The organism is Pseudomonas sp. GW821-FHT07B01 (assembly GCF_059419065.1).
The window spans coordinates 50,955-65,071 of record NZ_JBWKRA010000021.1 but is presented as its reverse complement, the minus strand read 5'-3'; the positions used below and the strand labels follow the sequence as shown (position 1 = coordinate 65,071).

The window sequence follows — 14,117 nt, the reverse complement described above, 5'->3', positions numbered from 1 at the left end:
ACCTATGGAACCCATCGTACTGTTCAAGCAGGGCATGTTGCTGGTAGTCATGCTGACGGCGCCGCCGCTGATCGTGGCGGTGGTGGTGGGGGTCATGACCTCCCTGGTGCAGGCGCTGATGCAGGTACAGGACCAGACGTTGCCCTTCGGTATCAAGCTGGTGGCAGTGGGGATCACACTGATCATGACCGGTCGCTGGATCGGTGTGGAGTTGATCCAGTTGATGAACTTGACCTTTGACATGATCGGTCGATCGGCCCTGCACTGAGGTCTGCCTGTGCTGTTATATCTTGAGTATTTGCCCACCCTGCTGGTCGCCATGGCGCGTATCTACCCCTGCGCTTTTCTCGTGGCGGCATTCTGTTTTCAACATATACGCGGCATGCTGCGGCACACCATTGTGGCGGTCATGGCACTGCTGCCTGCACCTGCCATTCATGTCATGCTGGAGGGCCAGGAACACTCGGCGCTGATGCTCGGAGGGCTGGTCCTCAAAGAGTTGGCCCTGGGGTTATTGCTGGGCGTGTTGCTGTCGATGCCGTTCTGGCTGTTCGAGTCGGTCGGGGCGTTGCTGGATAACCAGCGGGGCGCTTTGGCCGGTGGTCAGCTCAACCCCTCGCTTGGGCCAGACGCTACGCCGGCCGGGCATCTGTTCAAGCAATTGGCGATTTTTTTGCTGATGGCCAGTATGGGGCTCGGGGCGTTGACGCAAGTGATCTGGGACAGCTATCTGCTCTGGCCACCGACGGTGTGGTTTCCACTGCCCGCTGCCGATGGGTTCGATCTATTTGTCGGCCTGCTTGGCGATACCTTCATGCACATGATGCTCTACGCTGCCCCCTTTATTGCAGTGCTGCTGTTGCTGGAGTTCGGCATCGCGCTGCTGGGGGTTTACAGTCAGCAATTGCAAGTGAGTACGCTGGCGCCGCCCCTCAAGAGCCTGGCGGGTATCGGTGTGCTGTTGTTGTATTTTGCGTTGCTGCAGGATCTGATCGTCGGGCGCATGGGTTTGCTTAAAGACCTCAAACACTCCCTGGGCGTGTTTTTCAAGGTCTCGCTGTCATGAGTGATTCGGGGGAAAAGAAGCACCCCGCATCAGCCAAGAAGCTGCGTGATCAGCGTAAGAAAGGCCAAGTCGCCCAAAGCCAGGATGTGGGTAAGCTACTGGTGCTGACAGCCATCAGCGAAATCGCCTTGTTCACCGCCGAGAGCAGCCTGCAACGTTTCCAGCAGTTGATGCTGCTGCCGATCACGCGTCTGTCCTTGCCTTTCCCGCAGGCGCTGGAAGAAGTGATGGTCGAAGGTTTGATGTTGTTTTTCTCCTTCGCCCTGTTGATGGCCGCGGTGGCGATTATCACGAAGCTGGTCAGCAGTTGGATGCAGTTCGGGATTCTGTTCGCGCCGGACGCCTTGAAGCTCGACTTCAATCGTCTCAACCCGCTCAGCCAACTCAAGCAAATGTTTTCTGCCCAGTCGGTAATGAACCTGTTGATGAGCATCGTCAAGGCAACACTGCTGGGCCTGATCCTGTACGTGGTGATCTGGCCTTCCCTGGGGGCGTTGATCAATATGGCCACCAGCGACCTGCAAAGCTACCTCCTGGGATTGATCGCCCTGTTCCGCTATCTGCTGCATGCCTGTCTTGGGTTATTGCTGGTGCTGGCGCTTATCGACCTGGCGATGCAGAAATACTTCTTTGCCAAGCGCATGCGCATGACCCAGGTCGAGGTCGTGAAAGAGTACAAGGACATGGAGGGCGATCCCCACGTAAAGGGGCAGCGCCGCGCCCTGGCGCAGCAATTGGCCCAAGAGGAGCCGAAGGTCAAGCTGCCCAAGCTGGAGGAGTCCGATATGCTGGTGGTCAACCCGACGCACTTTGCCGTGGCCTTGTATTACCGCCCCGGTAAAACGCCGCTGCCCCTGCTGGTGAGCAAAGGGACTGATGATGACGCCCGTGCGTTGATCGCTCGCGCCAAAGCGGCTGATGTACCGGTGATCCAGTGCGTGTGGCTGGCCCGTACGCTGTATACGAACAAGCTGGGGGCGACAATTCCTCGTGAAACCCTGCAGGCCGTGGCATTGATCTACCGCACCCTGCGCGAGCTTGATGATGAGGCCAAGCGTGAAACCCTGGAATTGCCGGAGCTTGATCTGCGTTGATCAGCGCCGGGTACGCGCATCCAGGGTTTCAAGGTTGGCCAACGACAACATTCGGCTGAGGAGCCTGTCGAGCAGGTTGGGCTGTGGGGGCAGTGCATGCCAGATCACCAGCGCGTCCTGTGCGTCAAGGTAGATAAAGCAGCCATCGAATGCCACGGCCTGCTCGAAACGCCGCTCCAGCGCGTTCTGCAATTGTGAGGCTTGCAGCGCCTCGCGAGCCACGTGCAGGGCCAGACCCTGACGGGTTCCGGCTTGCATGTTGCTGGCTGTTACCCCCGGGCCAAGCGTCAGGTGGGCGGCAGAGCCGCCCACCAGGCTGTCGAGGAAGACCTGGCGTTCATCGGCCGGGGTTCCCTGGGCGCTCATCGTTCCAGCGACACCGTCTGATAGTCCGGACGTTCTCCGGCTGGGCCAGGTTCTACGCGCGTTTGTGGTGGCCACCAAATCACCAGCTTGTCCTTGGAAGATTGCGGACGTGAGCAGGAGTCGCCCTTGCAGGTGGGCATACAACCGGCGACGAGCAGCGCCGCGCCGATCAGGGTGACGTACAGCGAGCGATGTTTCATGGCTTGGCCTTTTGAGTTGGAGTGATCAGGGAGGGACGGGGCACGCTGATGTGTTCATCCTTGACCACCGGGCGCATGGCGATAAACACTTCTGCTTCCTCGCCCGGCTTGAGCCAGGCGCGGGGCCAGACGCTCACGGCCAGGGTTTGCGAAGTACTGCATTCCTTTTCGTCGATGCGCACATTGCGATTGAACTGGTTGCGCAGCACCACCACGGCTACGTTGTACTGCGGACCGGCGTACCACTGGCTGCGCTCGGTGTTCAGCGCCAGCAAGTTGCGGGTACTGCACAAGGTGTTCAGCCCCAGGGGCATCGGCGCTACCTTGAAGGCTTTGGGCACTTGCCCGGTGACCAGGTGCGCCAGGGTACTGATAATGTCGCTGCGCTTGATCACTGGCTGGTGAGGGTCGTAGCGCCTGGCCAGGGGGGTGAGAGCGGCTTGCAATTCGACCTGGTCTGCCTGGGGCAGGTAGCGTGACGGGTCGGTCTGGTCGCCGATAACGCGTGGCGTGAGGATGAATAGACGTTCGCGCCGATTGTTCTGTCGTTCAGTCGAGGAAAACAACGCCTTGCCCAACAGCGGAATATCCCCCAGCAGGGGTACCTTGCTGTGCTTGTCGGTGCTTTCGGTGACGTGGAAACCACCGACCACTAGCGAGCGTTTTTCGGCCATGATGGCTTGGGTGCTGACTTTGCCTCGGCGTACATCGAAGCTACCGGGAGTAGGGTTGGCCTCTTCGAAGTTACCGTCCTCGATATCTACCAACAGCTGAATCTGATGGCCACCACGGCTCGTGATGACGCGGGGCACGACCTGGAAGCTGGTACCCACGGTGATCGGTAAAATCGTAGCGTTCTGCCGACCGCGAGTCAGGTATTGGGTCCGGTTGAAATCAATTACCGCTGGCTGGTTTTCCAGTGTCAGGACTGACGGATTGGACACCATGGTTGCCAGGCCCTTGGCTTCCAGCGCGCGTATCTCCGCGTCGAAACGACCGCGGTTTTCAATTGTCAGTTGAGCGTTGCCGGAAATCATGTTGGCTGCGCCACTGAAGCGACTGTTCTGAAAGCCCCATCTCACCCCGAATTCGCGCAGTTGCGTGCGCTCGATGTCGAGGATGATGGCATCGATTTCCACCAGTTTGCGTGCCACGTCGAGCTGGGTGATCAGTTCGCGATACATTGCCTGCCGTTCCGGCACGTCATAAATCAGAATGGCGTTATTGCGCAAGTCAGCTTCGACGCGGATACGGGCAGGGCTGAGGGGGGCCCTCCGGGTGATTGACATGCCCGTATCGGTCGAGTCGTTCAATCCGGTTGTCGGCGTGGAGCCGAGCATTTGCCCCAGCAACGGGTTGCTCAAGCGTGGCACCACCGGAGTGATGAACGGGGGCTGGGTGATGGAGCGTTGAGACTGCGCCGAAGACGATGAGGGTGAGCGCGGTTCCAGGAGCCCTCTTAGCATGGTGGCTACACCGGGGATGATGATTTTTTCGTTGCGATATTCCATTTGGCGATCCGCCGCGCTGGCGAATTTCAGTGGATAGCTCAACACGCTCTGTTTTTCATCCGTAGAACGGCGCTGGCTGCTGAAGCGCTTGATCTGTTCGATATAAACCTTCGGGCCGGAGACCAGCACAACACCGTCTTCCGGCAACTCGCCCCAGCCGAAACGACTGTCGAGCAAGCCTATATCGGTCAGCGCTTGTTTGAGGTCCGCGATGGTCTCGGAGGAGACTTCCAGGCGCGCGGATTCTTGCTGGTCCAGGGTGCTGATATAGAGGGTGTTGTTATACATATACCATTGGAAACGGTGTTCGACCCCCAACCGGTCGAGCAATGATTGCGGCGTATTTGCGCGTATCTTGCCGTTGACGTTACCTTCGAGCAGGCCCTCGACCTGGAGCTGAGTACCAAATGTCTGGGCAAAATCCTCCAGCACTTCGCGCACTGGCTTGTGCTGGGCTTCATATGCGTAGGCCGTGTTCTTCCACTCAGGAGGTATAGCGGCCAGCGCGCTATCCAGTGGTAGCAGCCACCCAGGCAGCATAATGAGCCAACACCAGGCGGCGCGGGGAGTAAAAGCAGGTACGTGAGGGCGCAAGCGTTTGTGCTTGTCGTTTTTATCAGGCATGGGAAAGTCTCTGGTTAATACGGTGTCGAGCGCAGCGACGTGGATATGAATGTGCGTACAGGCCGCGCCTGGCGCGCGACGACGGCGCGCCAGGTGTCGCGTTGGTTGAGGAGGGACTCGAGACACTTCGCCAGCGCTTCGCCGTGCCCCCTCTCCACGCATTGAATAAGCCAAAGCGCACCGGTGGTCGGCGCCAATGCAACTGCACCGTGAAAATAGCTCAGGCTAGGGCCTCCCAGGCGCATCCAAGTGCGCAACTGGGCTTTGTGGTCGCCCGCCTGGGTCAACTGGACCTTTACCAGCAGTCTGTTCGAAACGCGTTGAAAGATGATTTCGTCGTCGCTCTCAAACAAGGTGAGCTGCTCTTCGTGGCCATTCAGCCAACCGGCAAGGAGTGCTTGCAACTTATTGCACGCCATCCAGCGCTGTTTTGAGCAGTGTATGTCTGGAGCGCGTGTGTTCGTTGAACGCGATGACAGAGAGCTTCTGTTGTTTCATGAGGTTGCTGAAGTAATCGATATCTGCATCGAGCGCTTCCGGATCTTTATAGGCCGTATTCACCCGCTTGATATCAGCCTGAACTTGCCTCAATAGATGATTTTTCAGGTTTCCATGAAAGTCCATGATTTTTACTCCAGATGTGTCTGAACTGTGTGGCGGGTTGTTTGCCACCAGTTCCATCGGAAGAGACTTTTTTAAAGATATCGCCTGCCTCTACCGCTATGTCCCTACACGTTTGTAAGCAATATTTCTCGCATTGAGGCCCAGTCGATTCGAAAATCGCCTTCATCTGTTTCCAGTAGCAGCGATTGAGGTTTGACTTGGTCATCGGGGCGAAGCTTCCAAGGTGTAGAGCCCAGCTGGACCAAGGCTTGGGCTATCTGCTCATGCTCGAGCGGGTTGCAAACCAGGGTGGCCTTCATAGGTGGAATTTGCGTCGTTACCAACTGTTTGACCAATGCCGAAAGGCGCTTTGGGGGAGGCACTTCCTCCAACAGGCAGTGGAAGGCTCGGTTGGCGATGGATGTTGCGTAGTGTTCGAGGTTGTCACACATCGCCTTGCGTTGGCGCTCCCACGCACTGAGTTGCGCGTGGGCGCGTGACCAGAAGTCGAGGCGGGCCTGCTCAAGCATATCTTCACGATGCTCAACCGCCTGGCGCAGCAGCTCTTCAGCTTGTGCCCGTGCGTTATCTAGCAACTGCGCGGACTGAAAGCAATCGGCGAGCATCTCCCGGGTAATCAGTACTTTTGGCTGCCCGGAAGCGCCGTCGTGCAATTCGATTTTGCGTTGGGTCAACATAGACAATGCTCTGGCGTGTTGCCGTTAACGACGAGTTGTTTCACTGCCCGTTGCGTCGATACGCCAGACAATCGCCTGCCACAGCGTATTGAGCCGGCCATGCGCATCGTCAAGTGGCAGGTGTGTAGTTTCAAGCGCCTGCACCCGGTCAGGGGGCAAGCGCAGACGAAGGCGTAGCCAGACAGCAGGCTCGACCCAGGCCCTCAGCAATTGGATTGGATCATCCTCCGGCTGCAACAGGGCGTCAGGGTGCAGCGCCTTGGCAAGGCGCTCACACCACTTGCGGTGTTCATCGCACAAGGGGCTGTCGAGGTTGGGATGGCACGTAAGCTCCAGCAGTGCTATCGCTAGATCGAACTGCTCGCGTGAAGCCAGGGCCAAACCAAGCACCGTTGCACAGGGAGGGGGAGGCAGGCATGGCTCGATGCCCAACGCTGCACACGCCAGCGCGGGTTGGCTGCGGCACAAGGCGGGTAATGCGTGATAGGCGTGAGCGCTGATCGCGTCCGGGTGCGAAAACTGCCACGGACTGGCCCACCATTGGGCCCAGGCCAGATGATCACTCATTCGGTAGAGGCGCTGGGGCGACAGGTTCCTGCCTTGATCGTTGGCTTCGTATGCGCCAGAACAGGGCTAAGACGAGTGTCAGTATCGCGCCGATAACCAGAGAGCTCATAGCGGTACGCCAAAAACCGATGTCTTCCTCGGGGATCAGGAACGGACCGAAGTAGCTCAGGCGTTGTTGTTCTTGGTAAGCCGTTGCCGGTACAAAAACCACTGTGAGCTTCTGCGCGTTATCCAGTGCAGTGGTCATGCCGGGAATACTACTGGATACCATCCTGCGTACGCGCGCGCGGATGCTGTCGGGCTCCAGTCGTGGGTCATGTTTGATGAACACGGAGGCGGAGGCGGGTTGGACGGGCTCACCGGGAGCCACGCGTTCGGGCAGCACCACGTGCACACGAGCGACGATGACCCCATCGATGTTTGACAGGGTCGCCTCCAACTCCTGGGACAGGGCATAGATATACCGGGCACGCTCTTCCAGTGGCGTAGAGATGACGCCCTCCTTGCGGAAGGTGTCCCCCATCGTGGCACGGGCGACCTTGGGCAATCCGACCGCTTCCAGTGTGCGAACGGCACGGCTGATATCGGCTGCATTGACGCGCACCACGACGCCGTCCTTGGCAGGCACTTTTTGTGCGCGTATGTGTTTGTCAGCCAGTTCCGCGATGACCTCATTGGCATCCTGCTCGGAGAGTTGGCGATGCAGTTCGACACTTTCGCCGCAGCCGCCCAGCATCAGCGCCAGCGAGAAAACTAATCCGACGGATAGAAAACGAGTCATTTTTTCCTACTGCAGGTTGCTGACTTTTTCTAGACATTGCGCGCCCTTGCCGACGCACTTCACCAGGGTTTGGGTCAGTAGAATGGAGTCTGAAAGATTGGGGGTGTAGTTGAGCCGATTTTTTTCTTTGAACTCATTGTTGAAGTCCTTGAGGCCTCGACTCATACCACTTTTAGCCTTGTCCAAATACTGCAAAGCGTCGGTCAGTGCGTTCGAGGATGGCGTAGCGGTAACCCGTTGCATCGAGGGGGCCAATAACGCGCTGAAAAAGCTCGCATCTTCGCTGTGGTGCGTAGGTTGGGTAGGGGACCTGTGGGCTGTGAGGCCGTTTTGATATTCGCGTAATACGTCGACTTCTTCTATTTGCATATGGACCTCTAGGGGGAAACCCGCCCTTTGATGACCAAGGGCGGTGAAGCTATTTAACGCAGCGCGTCGTTGTTCTTTTTCTGCTCACTGATCCTGAACGCCTCATTGCTTTCTTTCATGGATTCGCGAAGAAGCTGCTTCCTTTCTGCCTTAAGGTCTGCGTTTTCGCCACCGGTGACCGGGGGGTGGTAGCTTTGCGAGTTGATGCCAGAAATACTCATAGTAATGCTCCGCTATCTAAGAAATGACGTTTGAGCCGTGATTCGTAGTTGCAACAGTGTTGCTGCCGATAGGCACTAAATATATCAGGCTCATCCTTGTGTGGTTCAGGCTCGAATATGGTTCCCGCTTTTACTTAAAGGGTGTGTCTGAAGATGTCTTCGGTGTCGGCTGAGCAGCGGGCTACTGTATATCTAGTTGTTTCATTCGGTAGTAAAGCGTTCTCTTTGCCATGCCCAACTCTACAGCCACCTCGTCCACACAGTAGGTATGACGCCGCAGGGACTCTTCAATCAGCGCTTTCTCGATTTGTTGCAGGCGTTCTTTCAGGTTAGTTGGTAGGTTTGTAGCGTTCGAGGGCGAGCTTGATAATGGCGCCAGACCCAGCACGAAACGTTTGGCAGTCGAGCGCAGTTCACGCACATTGCCCAGCCATGGATGGCACAGCAACTGTTGGACGAGCTCGCTGCAAGGGCTTGGGGCGAGACGCTTATAGTGCTCGGCTTCCTCTTGAATCATATTCAGGAACAAAGGGACGATTCGGTCACGGCGATTGCGCAGCGCAGGCAGATTGATATTTACGACGTTCAAGCGGAAATACAGGTCGCGCCTGAACTTTCCCTGCTCGACCATCTCATGCAGGGACTGTTGCGCAGAGGCGATGACTCGCATGTCCACCGGGATAAACCGGGTTGAGCCCAGGCGTTCGACGCCGCGTGACTCAAGCACACGCAGCAGTTTGGCCTGCATGGAAAGCGGCATGCTGTCGATTTCATCCAGATACAAGGTGCCCAGGTGTGCGGTTTCGATAAAACCCGCACGTGATTGCACTGCTCCTGTATAGGCGCCGCTGTTGACGCCGAACAGTTGGCTCTCTGCGAGGCTTTCCGGGATGGCGGCGCAGTTCACTGCGACAAAATGACCTCGTCGCCCCGACAAACGATGGATCCGTTGGGCCAGGGTATCCTTGCCAGTACCCGTCTCCCCCAATAACAAAATATCGATATCGAGCGCTGCAGTACTCTTGAGCGTATGCTCGATATCCAAGGTTTCAACAGAAGGGAAGTATGTCTCATTTGTTGTCTTGTAAGAGGCTGACATAGTCAGGGTGCTCCACTATCGCTATCACTTCACTGTTGATAGAACGCTGTTGGCGTGCGGCCAGTAGAACGCAAATAATCAAAAATGTCATCGTGCCTGTTAGTATGAAAATACTGCGCGAGAGAGTGTCAAATATTAACTATGTCAGGGCGCTATATTATTCAAGTGCATTCTTGTTGGTTGGTGAATGTTTAGTGTAGGAGAAGACTTAAGGCTTGAAGGATTCATCGTTTAAACCGATCCTGGGTTATGAATGATTAAGTTTTCTATGGCTGGGGCTTTTAGTTGGGTGGCAGGTAGAAACAGGAGGCAATAAAAAACCGACGCAATGCGTCGGTTTTTTTGTATCGGGCAGAGGTTCAGCTAACGCTTACACGTTGAAACGGAAGTGCATGACATCGCCATCTTTGACAATGTAATCCTTACCTTCCAGGCGCCACTTACCGGCTTCCTTGGCACCGGCTTCACCCTTGAACTGGATGAAGTCGTTGTAAGCGATCACCTCAGCGCGGATAAAGCCTTTCTCAAAGTCGGTGTGGATCACGCCAGCAGCCTGCGGCGCGGTAGCACCGACCTTGACAGTCCAGGCGCGGACTTCTTCGACACCGGCGGTGAAGTAGGTCTGCAGGTTAAGCATTTCGTAGCCGGCGCGGATCACGCGGTTCAGGCCAGGCTCTTCCAGGCCCAGGGCCTCGAGGAACATGTCCTTTTCTTCGCCGTCATCGAGCTCGGCGATTTCCGCTTCGATCTTGTTGCACACCGGAACAACGATGGCGCCTTCTTCGTCGGCAATAGCCTTGACCACGTCGAGCAGTGGGTTGTTCTCGAAGCCGTCTTCGGCAACGTTGGCAATGTACATAACAGGCTTGGTGGTCAGCAGGTGGAAGCCCTTGATCACGGCCTTCTCATCGGCACCCATGTTCTTCATCAGGCTGCGCGCCGGCTTGCCTTCGGTGAAGTGCGCGATCAACTGCTCCAGCAGGCCCTTCTGGACCACCGCATCCTTGTCGCCGCCCTTGGCGTTACGCGCGACTTTCTGCAGTTGCTTTTCGCAGCTGTCGAGGTCGGCGAAGATCAGTTCCAGGTCGATGATCTCGATGTCGCGCTTGGGGTCTACGCTGTTGGAGACGTGAATCACGTTCTCGTCTTCAAAGCAGCGGACCACGTGGGCGATAGCATCGGTTTCGCGGATGTTGGCCAGGAACTTGTTGCCCAGGCCTTCACCTTTCGAGGCGCCGGCGACGAGGCCCGCGATGTCGACGAACTCCATGGTGGTCGGCAGGATGCGCTTGGGATTGACGATGGCCGCCAGTGCGTCAAGACGCGGGTCCGGCATCGGCACGATGCCGCTGTTGGGTTCGATGGTGCAGAAGGGGAAGTTCTCCGCCGCAATACCGGACTTGGTCAGGGCGTTGAACAGGGTGGACTTGCCGACGTTGGGCAGGCCGACGATGCCGCAATTGAATCCCATGGTGTTTCCCCTCGGATAAGAGTCAAGCCTTCTGGCTGTGCAGGTTTTTCATCGCACGGTTCCATTCACCGGCGAAGATATCCGGCAGCACGCCGAGGGCAAAATCGATGCTGGCATCGAGTTTTTCCTGTTCGGCGCGTGGCGCACGACCCAGGACGAAATTTGAAACCATACTGGCAACGCCTGGGTGGCCAATGCCGAGCCGCAGACGGTAAAAATTATTCTGATTGCCCAACTGCGCGATGATGTCACGCAGGCCATTGTGCCCACCATGCCCGCCGCCGAGCTTGAGCTTGGCTACGCCGGGCGGCAAGTCCAGTTCGTCATGGGCCACCAGGATTTCTTCGGGTTTGATCCGGAAGAAGCCCGCAAGCGCCGCGACAGCCTGGCCGCTGCGGTTCATATAGGTGGTGGGAATCAGTAGACGAACATCCTGACCCTGGTGCGAGAAGCGCCCGGTCAGGCCAAAATATTTGCGATCGGCCACCAGGTTGACGCCTTGGGCGTGGGCGATGCGCTCAACAAAAAGGGCCCCCGCGTTATGCCGGGTCTGTTCGTATTCGGCGCCTGGATTTCCCAGGCCAACGATCAGTTTAATGGCAGTCACGACAGGAGCCCTTCCTTTGGAGTTGTGGATAACATCGCCGTACCCAGGTGCGGCGAAAGTGGACGACACTACATCATTTACTCAAGAGTAAACGCCGCGTTATCGCCCGCTTTCTCGCTACGTTTCGGTCCGCGATGTTTCCTCAAGCTCCGGCAATACAGAGTGAATTACTCTGCAGCGCCTTCTTCAGCTTCTTCTGGAGCAACGCGTGGAGCGTGAACGTTGGCAACAGCTTTGTCATCACCGTGAGCCAGTGCGACAAACTCAACGCCTTTAGGGGCCTTGAGGTCGGACAGGTGAACGATGGCGCCGATTTCCAGAGCCGACAGGTCGACTTCGATGAACTCAGGCAGGTCTTTCGGCAGGCAGGTCACTTCGATTTCGTTCAGGACGTGAGAGATCTCGCCGCCTTTCTTGACCGGAGCTTCTTCACCCACAAAGTGCACAGGCACGATGGCGGTCAGTTTCTGGCCAGCTACAACGCGAACGAAGTCAGCGTGCATGATGAACTGCTTGGAAGGGTGACGCTGCATCGCTTTAACGATGACGTTCTGCTTGGCGCCGTCGACGTTCAGCTCGATAACGTGGCTGTAGGCAGCTTCGTTTTCAAACAGTTTGGCGATTTCCTTGGCCAGGATGGTCACGGATTCAGCAGGCTTGTTACCACCGTAGACAACGGCTGGGATGTTGGCGGCGTGACGCAGGCGGCGGCTCGCACCTTTCCCCAGGTCAGTACGCGCTTGGGCGTTCAGAGTAAATTCGTTCATGTTGTATCTCCAAAATAGCCATCGTCGAGGGGCGTTTGCGACCAGCGCCGAACTCGATATGGGCAAAAAAGCCCCGCCCCAGCGGAATGCTGGGGCGGGGCGCTTTTCGTCAGTGAGGTGATCCGTTGGTTTGACCCTTAACGGAACATCGCGCTGATCGATTCTTCATTGCTGATGCGGCGAACCGCTTCGGCAACGACCGGTGCAATATCCAGTTGGCGGATACGTGCACAGGCTTGAGCTGCGGCGGACAACGGGATGGTGTTAGTCACCACCAGTTCGTCCAACACGGAGTTCTCGATGTTTTCGATCGCTCGGCCCGACAGCACAGGGTGTGTGCAGTAGGCGAAGACTTTTGCTGCACCGTGCTCTTTCAAGGCTTTCGCCGCGTGGCACAGGGTGCCGGCGGTGTCGACCATGTCATCAACCAGAATACAGGTGCGCCCTTCGACATCACCGATGATATGCATCACTTCAGAGTGATTGGCTTTCTCACGGCGTTTGTCGATGATCCCGAGGTCCACGCCCAGGGATTTGGCAACAGCCCGTGCACGCACGACGCCACCAATGTCCGGGGACACGATCATCAGGTTTTCAAAGCGCTGGTCTTCGATGTCATCCACCAGGACGGGGGAGCCGTAGATGTTATCTACCGGAATATCGAAGAACCCCTGGATTTGGTCAGCGTGCAGGTCAACCGTGAGCACACGGTCGATACCTACCACGGTCAGCATGTCAGCAACGACTTTCGCGCTGATAGCTACACGTGCGGAGCGCGGACGGCGATCCTGACGGGCATAACCAAAGTAAGGGATTACAGCTGTGATTCGAGTCGCTGAGGAGCGGCGGAAGGCATCAGCCATCACGACGAGTTCCATCAGGTTATCGTTGGTCGGAGCGCAGGTCGGCTGAATAATGAAGACGTCTTTACCGCGGACATTTTCATTGATCTCGGCTGTAATTTCGCCGTCGGAGAATTTACCGACAGAGATGTCACCGAGAGGGATATGCAGCTGACGTACGACACGTCGAGCCAGATCGGGGTTGGCATTCCCCGTAAAGACCATCATCTTGGACACGCGCAGTACCTAGAGGCTGAGGGTAACCTGGATGAGTATTAGAAAATGGCAGGGGCGGCTGGATTCGAACCAACGCATGGCAGGATCAAAACCTGCTGCCTTACCGCTTGGCGACGCCCCTGTATCTGTTGCAACGAGTGCCTAACACTCGGTTCCTTTTAGAGCAGACTTTGCAGCTTGCGATGCAACATCGAAACGTTGCTTCCTTTTGCTACAAACCCTGTAAGGGTCTCTGTAAGAAGGGCCGAGACTTTATCAGCTTCAGCTTTGCTTGGGAAGCCCCCAAACACACAACTTCCAGTGCCGGTTAATTTTGCTTCGGTAAATTTACCTAACAAATTCAAAGCGTTACGTACCTCTGGATAACGCCTTGCTACAACCGGTAAGCAGTCATTTCGACTGTTTCCCTTGGGAACGGGGCGCACTTTAATGGGAGAAGAGTTACGTGTCAACAACGGATCTGAAAAAATTTCTGCTGTACTTACAGATACTTGCGGCACCAGCACGACATACCAAGGTTCTTCGGGCTCTACAGGGGTGAGTTTTTCCCCGACGCCTTCAGCAAATGCGGCGTGCCCCCGCACGAAAACCGGGACGTCGGCGCCCAGCGTGAGGCCCAGCGCAGCAAGGCGGTCGTGGTTCCAGCCCAGCTGCCATAAATGATTGAGGCCCAACAAAGTGGTCGCGGCATTGGAGCTGCCGCCACCGATACCTCCGCCCATGGGCAGAATTTTGTCGATCCAGATATCGATGCCGAGTCTGCAGCCAGATTGTTCCTGAAGTTTTTTTGCCGCCCGCACAATCAGATTGCTGTCGTGGGGCACGCCGTCGAATTCGGTGTGCAACTGGACCACGCCATCGTCGCGCACGGCAAAGGTGAGTTCATCACCGTAGTCGAGAAACTGAAACAGCGTCTGCAGCTCGTGGTAGCCATCTTCACGGCGACCGAGGATGTGCAGCATCAGGTTGAGCTTGGCCGGGGAGGGCAGGGTCA

At 56.7% G+C, this 14,117-nt stretch carries 19 protein-coding genes and 1 tRNA gene; 3 read left to right on the top strand and 17 right to left on the bottom strand.

The window, feature by feature from the left end; genetic code table 11:
* Positions 1-4 precede the first annotated feature (4 nt).
* The 3 genes from sctS to sctU are packed head-to-tail and all read left to right on the top strand — an operon-like array spanning position 5 to position 2,160.
* Positions 5-268: a type III secretion system export apparatus subunit SctS gene (gene sctS / locus AC07S6_RS21085; RefSeq protein WP_034128097.1), complete on the top strand. Its 264-nt coding sequence runs from the start codon at positions 5-7 to the stop codon at positions 266-268.
* Positions 269-277: 9 nt separating this feature from the next.
* Entirely contained in the window at positions 278-1,066 is a 789-nt protein-coding gene (sctT, locus tag AC07S6_RS21080) for a type III secretion system export apparatus subunit SctT (protein ID WP_197882777.1), read from the top strand.
* Positions 1,063-2,160 carry a type III secretion system export apparatus subunit SctU gene (gene sctU / locus AC07S6_RS21075; protein WP_197882779.1) on the top strand — a complete coding sequence of 366 codons (1,098 nt, stop codon included), beginning with the start codon at positions 1,063-1,065 and terminating at the stop codon, positions 2,158-2,160. The genes sctT and sctU overlap by 4 nt, the downstream gene beginning before the upstream one ends.
* Here sctU and AC07S6_RS21070 read toward each other — a convergent pair whose 3' ends face one another.
* The 17 genes from AC07S6_RS21070 to ispE form a co-directional block, all read right to left on the bottom strand.
* On the bottom strand, positions 2,161-2,526 hold the full coding sequence (locus AC07S6_RS21070; RefSeq protein WP_495112954.1) for a transcriptional regulator: 366 nt from the start codon (positions 2,524-2,526) through the stop codon (positions 2,161-2,163).
* Complete coding sequence (gene hrpT / locus AC07S6_RS21065) at positions 2,523-2,726, bottom strand: HrpT family type III secretion system protein (protein ID WP_197880071.1); 204 nt, start codon at positions 2,724-2,726, stop codon at positions 2,523-2,525. Before hrpT ends, AC07S6_RS21070 begins: the two co-directional genes overlap by 4 nt.
* Positions 2,723-4,861, bottom strand: a complete 2,139-nt coding sequence (sctC, locus tag AC07S6_RS21060; RefSeq protein WP_490614770.1) for a type III secretion system outer membrane ring subunit SctC — start codon at positions 4,859-4,861, stop codon at positions 2,723-2,725. The genes hrpT and sctC overlap by 4 nt, the downstream gene beginning before the upstream one ends.
* 14 nt (positions 4,862-4,875) lie before the next feature.
* On the bottom strand, positions 4,876-5,265 hold the full coding sequence (locus AC07S6_RS21055; RefSeq protein WP_034128091.1) for a type III secretion system chaperone: 390 nt from the start codon (positions 5,263-5,265) through the stop codon (positions 4,876-4,878).
* Between the two features lies 1 nt (position 5,266).
* Positions 5,267-5,542 carry a hypothetical protein gene (locus AC07S6_RS21050; RefSeq protein ID WP_490614772.1) on the bottom strand — a complete coding sequence of 92 codons (276 nt, stop codon included), beginning with the start codon at positions 5,540-5,542 and terminating at the stop codon, positions 5,267-5,269.
* A 47-nt stretch (positions 5,543-5,589) separates the two neighbouring features.
* Positions 5,590-6,162 carry a type III secretion system stator protein SctL gene (gene sctL, locus AC07S6_RS21045; protein WP_490614773.1) on the bottom strand — a complete coding sequence of 191 codons (573 nt, stop codon included), beginning with the start codon at positions 6,160-6,162 and terminating at the stop codon, positions 5,590-5,592.
* A 24-nt stretch (positions 6,163-6,186) separates the two neighbouring features.
* On the bottom strand, positions 6,187-6,729 hold the full coding sequence (locus AC07S6_RS21040; protein ID WP_197880075.1) for a type III secretion protein: 543 nt from the start codon (positions 6,727-6,729) through the stop codon (positions 6,187-6,189).
* A complete protein-coding gene (gene sctJ, locus AC07S6_RS21035) occupies positions 6,722-7,510 on the bottom strand; it encodes a type III secretion system inner membrane ring lipoprotein SctJ (protein ID WP_490614774.1) in 789 nt (262 codons plus the stop codon). The genes AC07S6_RS21040 and sctJ overlap by 8 nt, the downstream gene beginning before the upstream one ends.
* A gap of 6 nt (positions 7,511-7,516) precedes the next feature.
* On the bottom strand, positions 7,517-7,879 hold the full coding sequence (locus AC07S6_RS21030) for a hypothetical protein (RefSeq protein ID WP_490614775.1): 363 nt from the start codon (positions 7,877-7,879) through the stop codon (positions 7,517-7,519).
* A 53-nt stretch (positions 7,880-7,932) separates the two neighbouring features.
* Complete coding sequence (locus AC07S6_RS21025) at positions 7,933-8,100, bottom strand: type III secretion effector protein (RefSeq protein WP_197880078.1); 168 nt, start codon at positions 8,098-8,100, stop codon at positions 7,933-7,935.
* A 181-nt stretch (positions 8,101-8,281) separates the two neighbouring features.
* Positions 8,282-9,199: a sigma 54-interacting transcriptional regulator gene (locus AC07S6_RS21020; RefSeq protein ID WP_197880079.1), complete on the bottom strand. Its 918-nt coding sequence runs from the start codon at positions 9,197-9,199 to the stop codon at positions 8,282-8,284.
* Positions 9,200-9,569: 370 nt separating this feature from the next.
* Entirely contained in the window at positions 9,570-10,670 is a 1,101-nt protein-coding gene (gene ychF, locus AC07S6_RS21015; protein ID WP_014716830.1) for a redox-regulated ATPase YchF, read from the bottom strand.
* 22 nt (positions 10,671-10,692) lie between these two features.
* The gene (pth, locus tag AC07S6_RS21010) at positions 10,693-11,277 is read right to left on the bottom strand and encodes an aminoacyl-tRNA hydrolase (protein WP_010213318.1); all 585 of its coding nucleotides are present in this window, start codon (positions 11,275-11,277) and stop codon (positions 10,693-10,695) included.
* A gap of 167 nt (positions 11,278-11,444) precedes the next feature.
* Positions 11,445-12,044 (bottom strand): 50S ribosomal protein L25/general stress protein Ctc, encoded by a 600-nt coding sequence (locus AC07S6_RS21005; RefSeq protein ID WP_003188351.1) that lies wholly within the window; start codon positions 12,042-12,044, stop codon positions 11,445-11,447.
* 137 nt (positions 12,045-12,181) lie between these two features.
* The gene (locus tag AC07S6_RS21000) at positions 12,182-13,123 is read right to left on the bottom strand and encodes a ribose-phosphate pyrophosphokinase (protein ID WP_003171603.1); all 942 of its coding nucleotides are present in this window, start codon (positions 13,121-13,123) and stop codon (positions 12,182-12,184) included.
* Between the two features lie 46 nt (positions 13,124-13,169).
* Positions 13,170-13,244, bottom strand: a tRNA-Gln gene (locus AC07S6_RS20995).
* Positions 13,245-13,281: 37 nt separating this feature from the next.
* Complete coding sequence (ispE, locus tag AC07S6_RS20990; RefSeq protein ID WP_232103882.1) at positions 13,282-14,085, bottom strand: 4-(cytidine 5'-diphospho)-2-C-methyl-D-erythritol kinase; 804 nt, start codon at positions 14,083-14,085, stop codon at positions 13,282-13,284.
* Positions 14,086-14,117 lie beyond the last annotated feature (32 nt).

Bases quoted from the DNA above. Each gene is read 5' to 3' on its own strand.
- sctS (WP_034128097.1), top strand. From the start codon at position 5: ATGGAACCCATCGTACTGTTCAAGCAGGGCATGTTGCTGGTAGTCATG.
- sctU (WP_197882779.1), top strand. From the start codon at position 1,063: ATGAGTGATTCGGGGGAAAAGAAGCACCCCGCATCAGCCAAGAAGCTG.
- AC07S6_RS21070 (WP_495112954.1), bottom strand. From the start codon at position 2,526: ATGAGCGCCCAGGGAACCCCGGCCGATGAACGCCAGGTCTTCCTCGAC.
- hrpT (WP_197880071.1), bottom strand. From the start codon at position 2,726: ATGAAACATCGCTCGCTGTACGTCACCCTGATCGGCGCGGCGCTGCTC.
- sctC (WP_490614770.1), bottom strand. From the start codon at position 4,861: ATGCCTGATAAAAACGACAAGCACAAACGCTTGCGCCCTCACGTACCT.
- AC07S6_RS21050 (WP_490614772.1), bottom strand. From the start codon at position 5,542: ATGGAACTGGTGGCAAACAACCCGCCACACAGTTCAGACACATCTGGA.
- sctL (WP_490614773.1), bottom strand. From the start codon at position 6,162: ATGTTGACCCAACGCAAAATCGAATTGCACGACGGCGCTTCCGGGCAG.
- AC07S6_RS21040 (WP_197880075.1), bottom strand. From the start codon at position 6,729: ATGAGTGATCATCTGGCCTGGGCCCAATGGTGGGCCAGTCCGTGGCAG.
- sctJ (WP_490614774.1), bottom strand. From the start codon at position 7,510: ATGACTCGTTTTCTATCCGTCGGATTAGTTTTCTCGCTGGCGCTGATG.
- AC07S6_RS21030 (WP_490614775.1), bottom strand. From the start codon at position 7,879: ATGCAAATAGAAGAAGTCGACGTATTACGCGAATATCAAAACGGCCTC.
- AC07S6_RS21025 (WP_197880078.1), bottom strand. From the start codon at position 8,100: ATGAGTATTTCTGGCATCAACTCGCAAAGCTACCACCCCCCGGTCACC.
- AC07S6_RS21020 (WP_197880079.1), bottom strand. From the start codon at position 9,199: ATGTCAGCCTCTTACAAGACAACAAATGAGACATACTTCCCTTCTGTT.
- ychF (WP_014716830.1), bottom strand. From the start codon at position 10,670: ATGGGATTCAATTGCGGCATCGTCGGCCTGCCCAACGTCGGCAAGTCC.
- AC07S6_RS21005 (WP_003188351.1), bottom strand. From the start codon at position 12,044: ATGAACGAATTTACTCTGAACGCCCAAGCGCGTACTGACCTGGGGAAA.
- ispE (WP_232103882.1), bottom strand. From the start codon at position 14,085: ATGCTGCACATCCTCGGTCGCCGTGAAGATGGCTACCACGAGCTGCAG.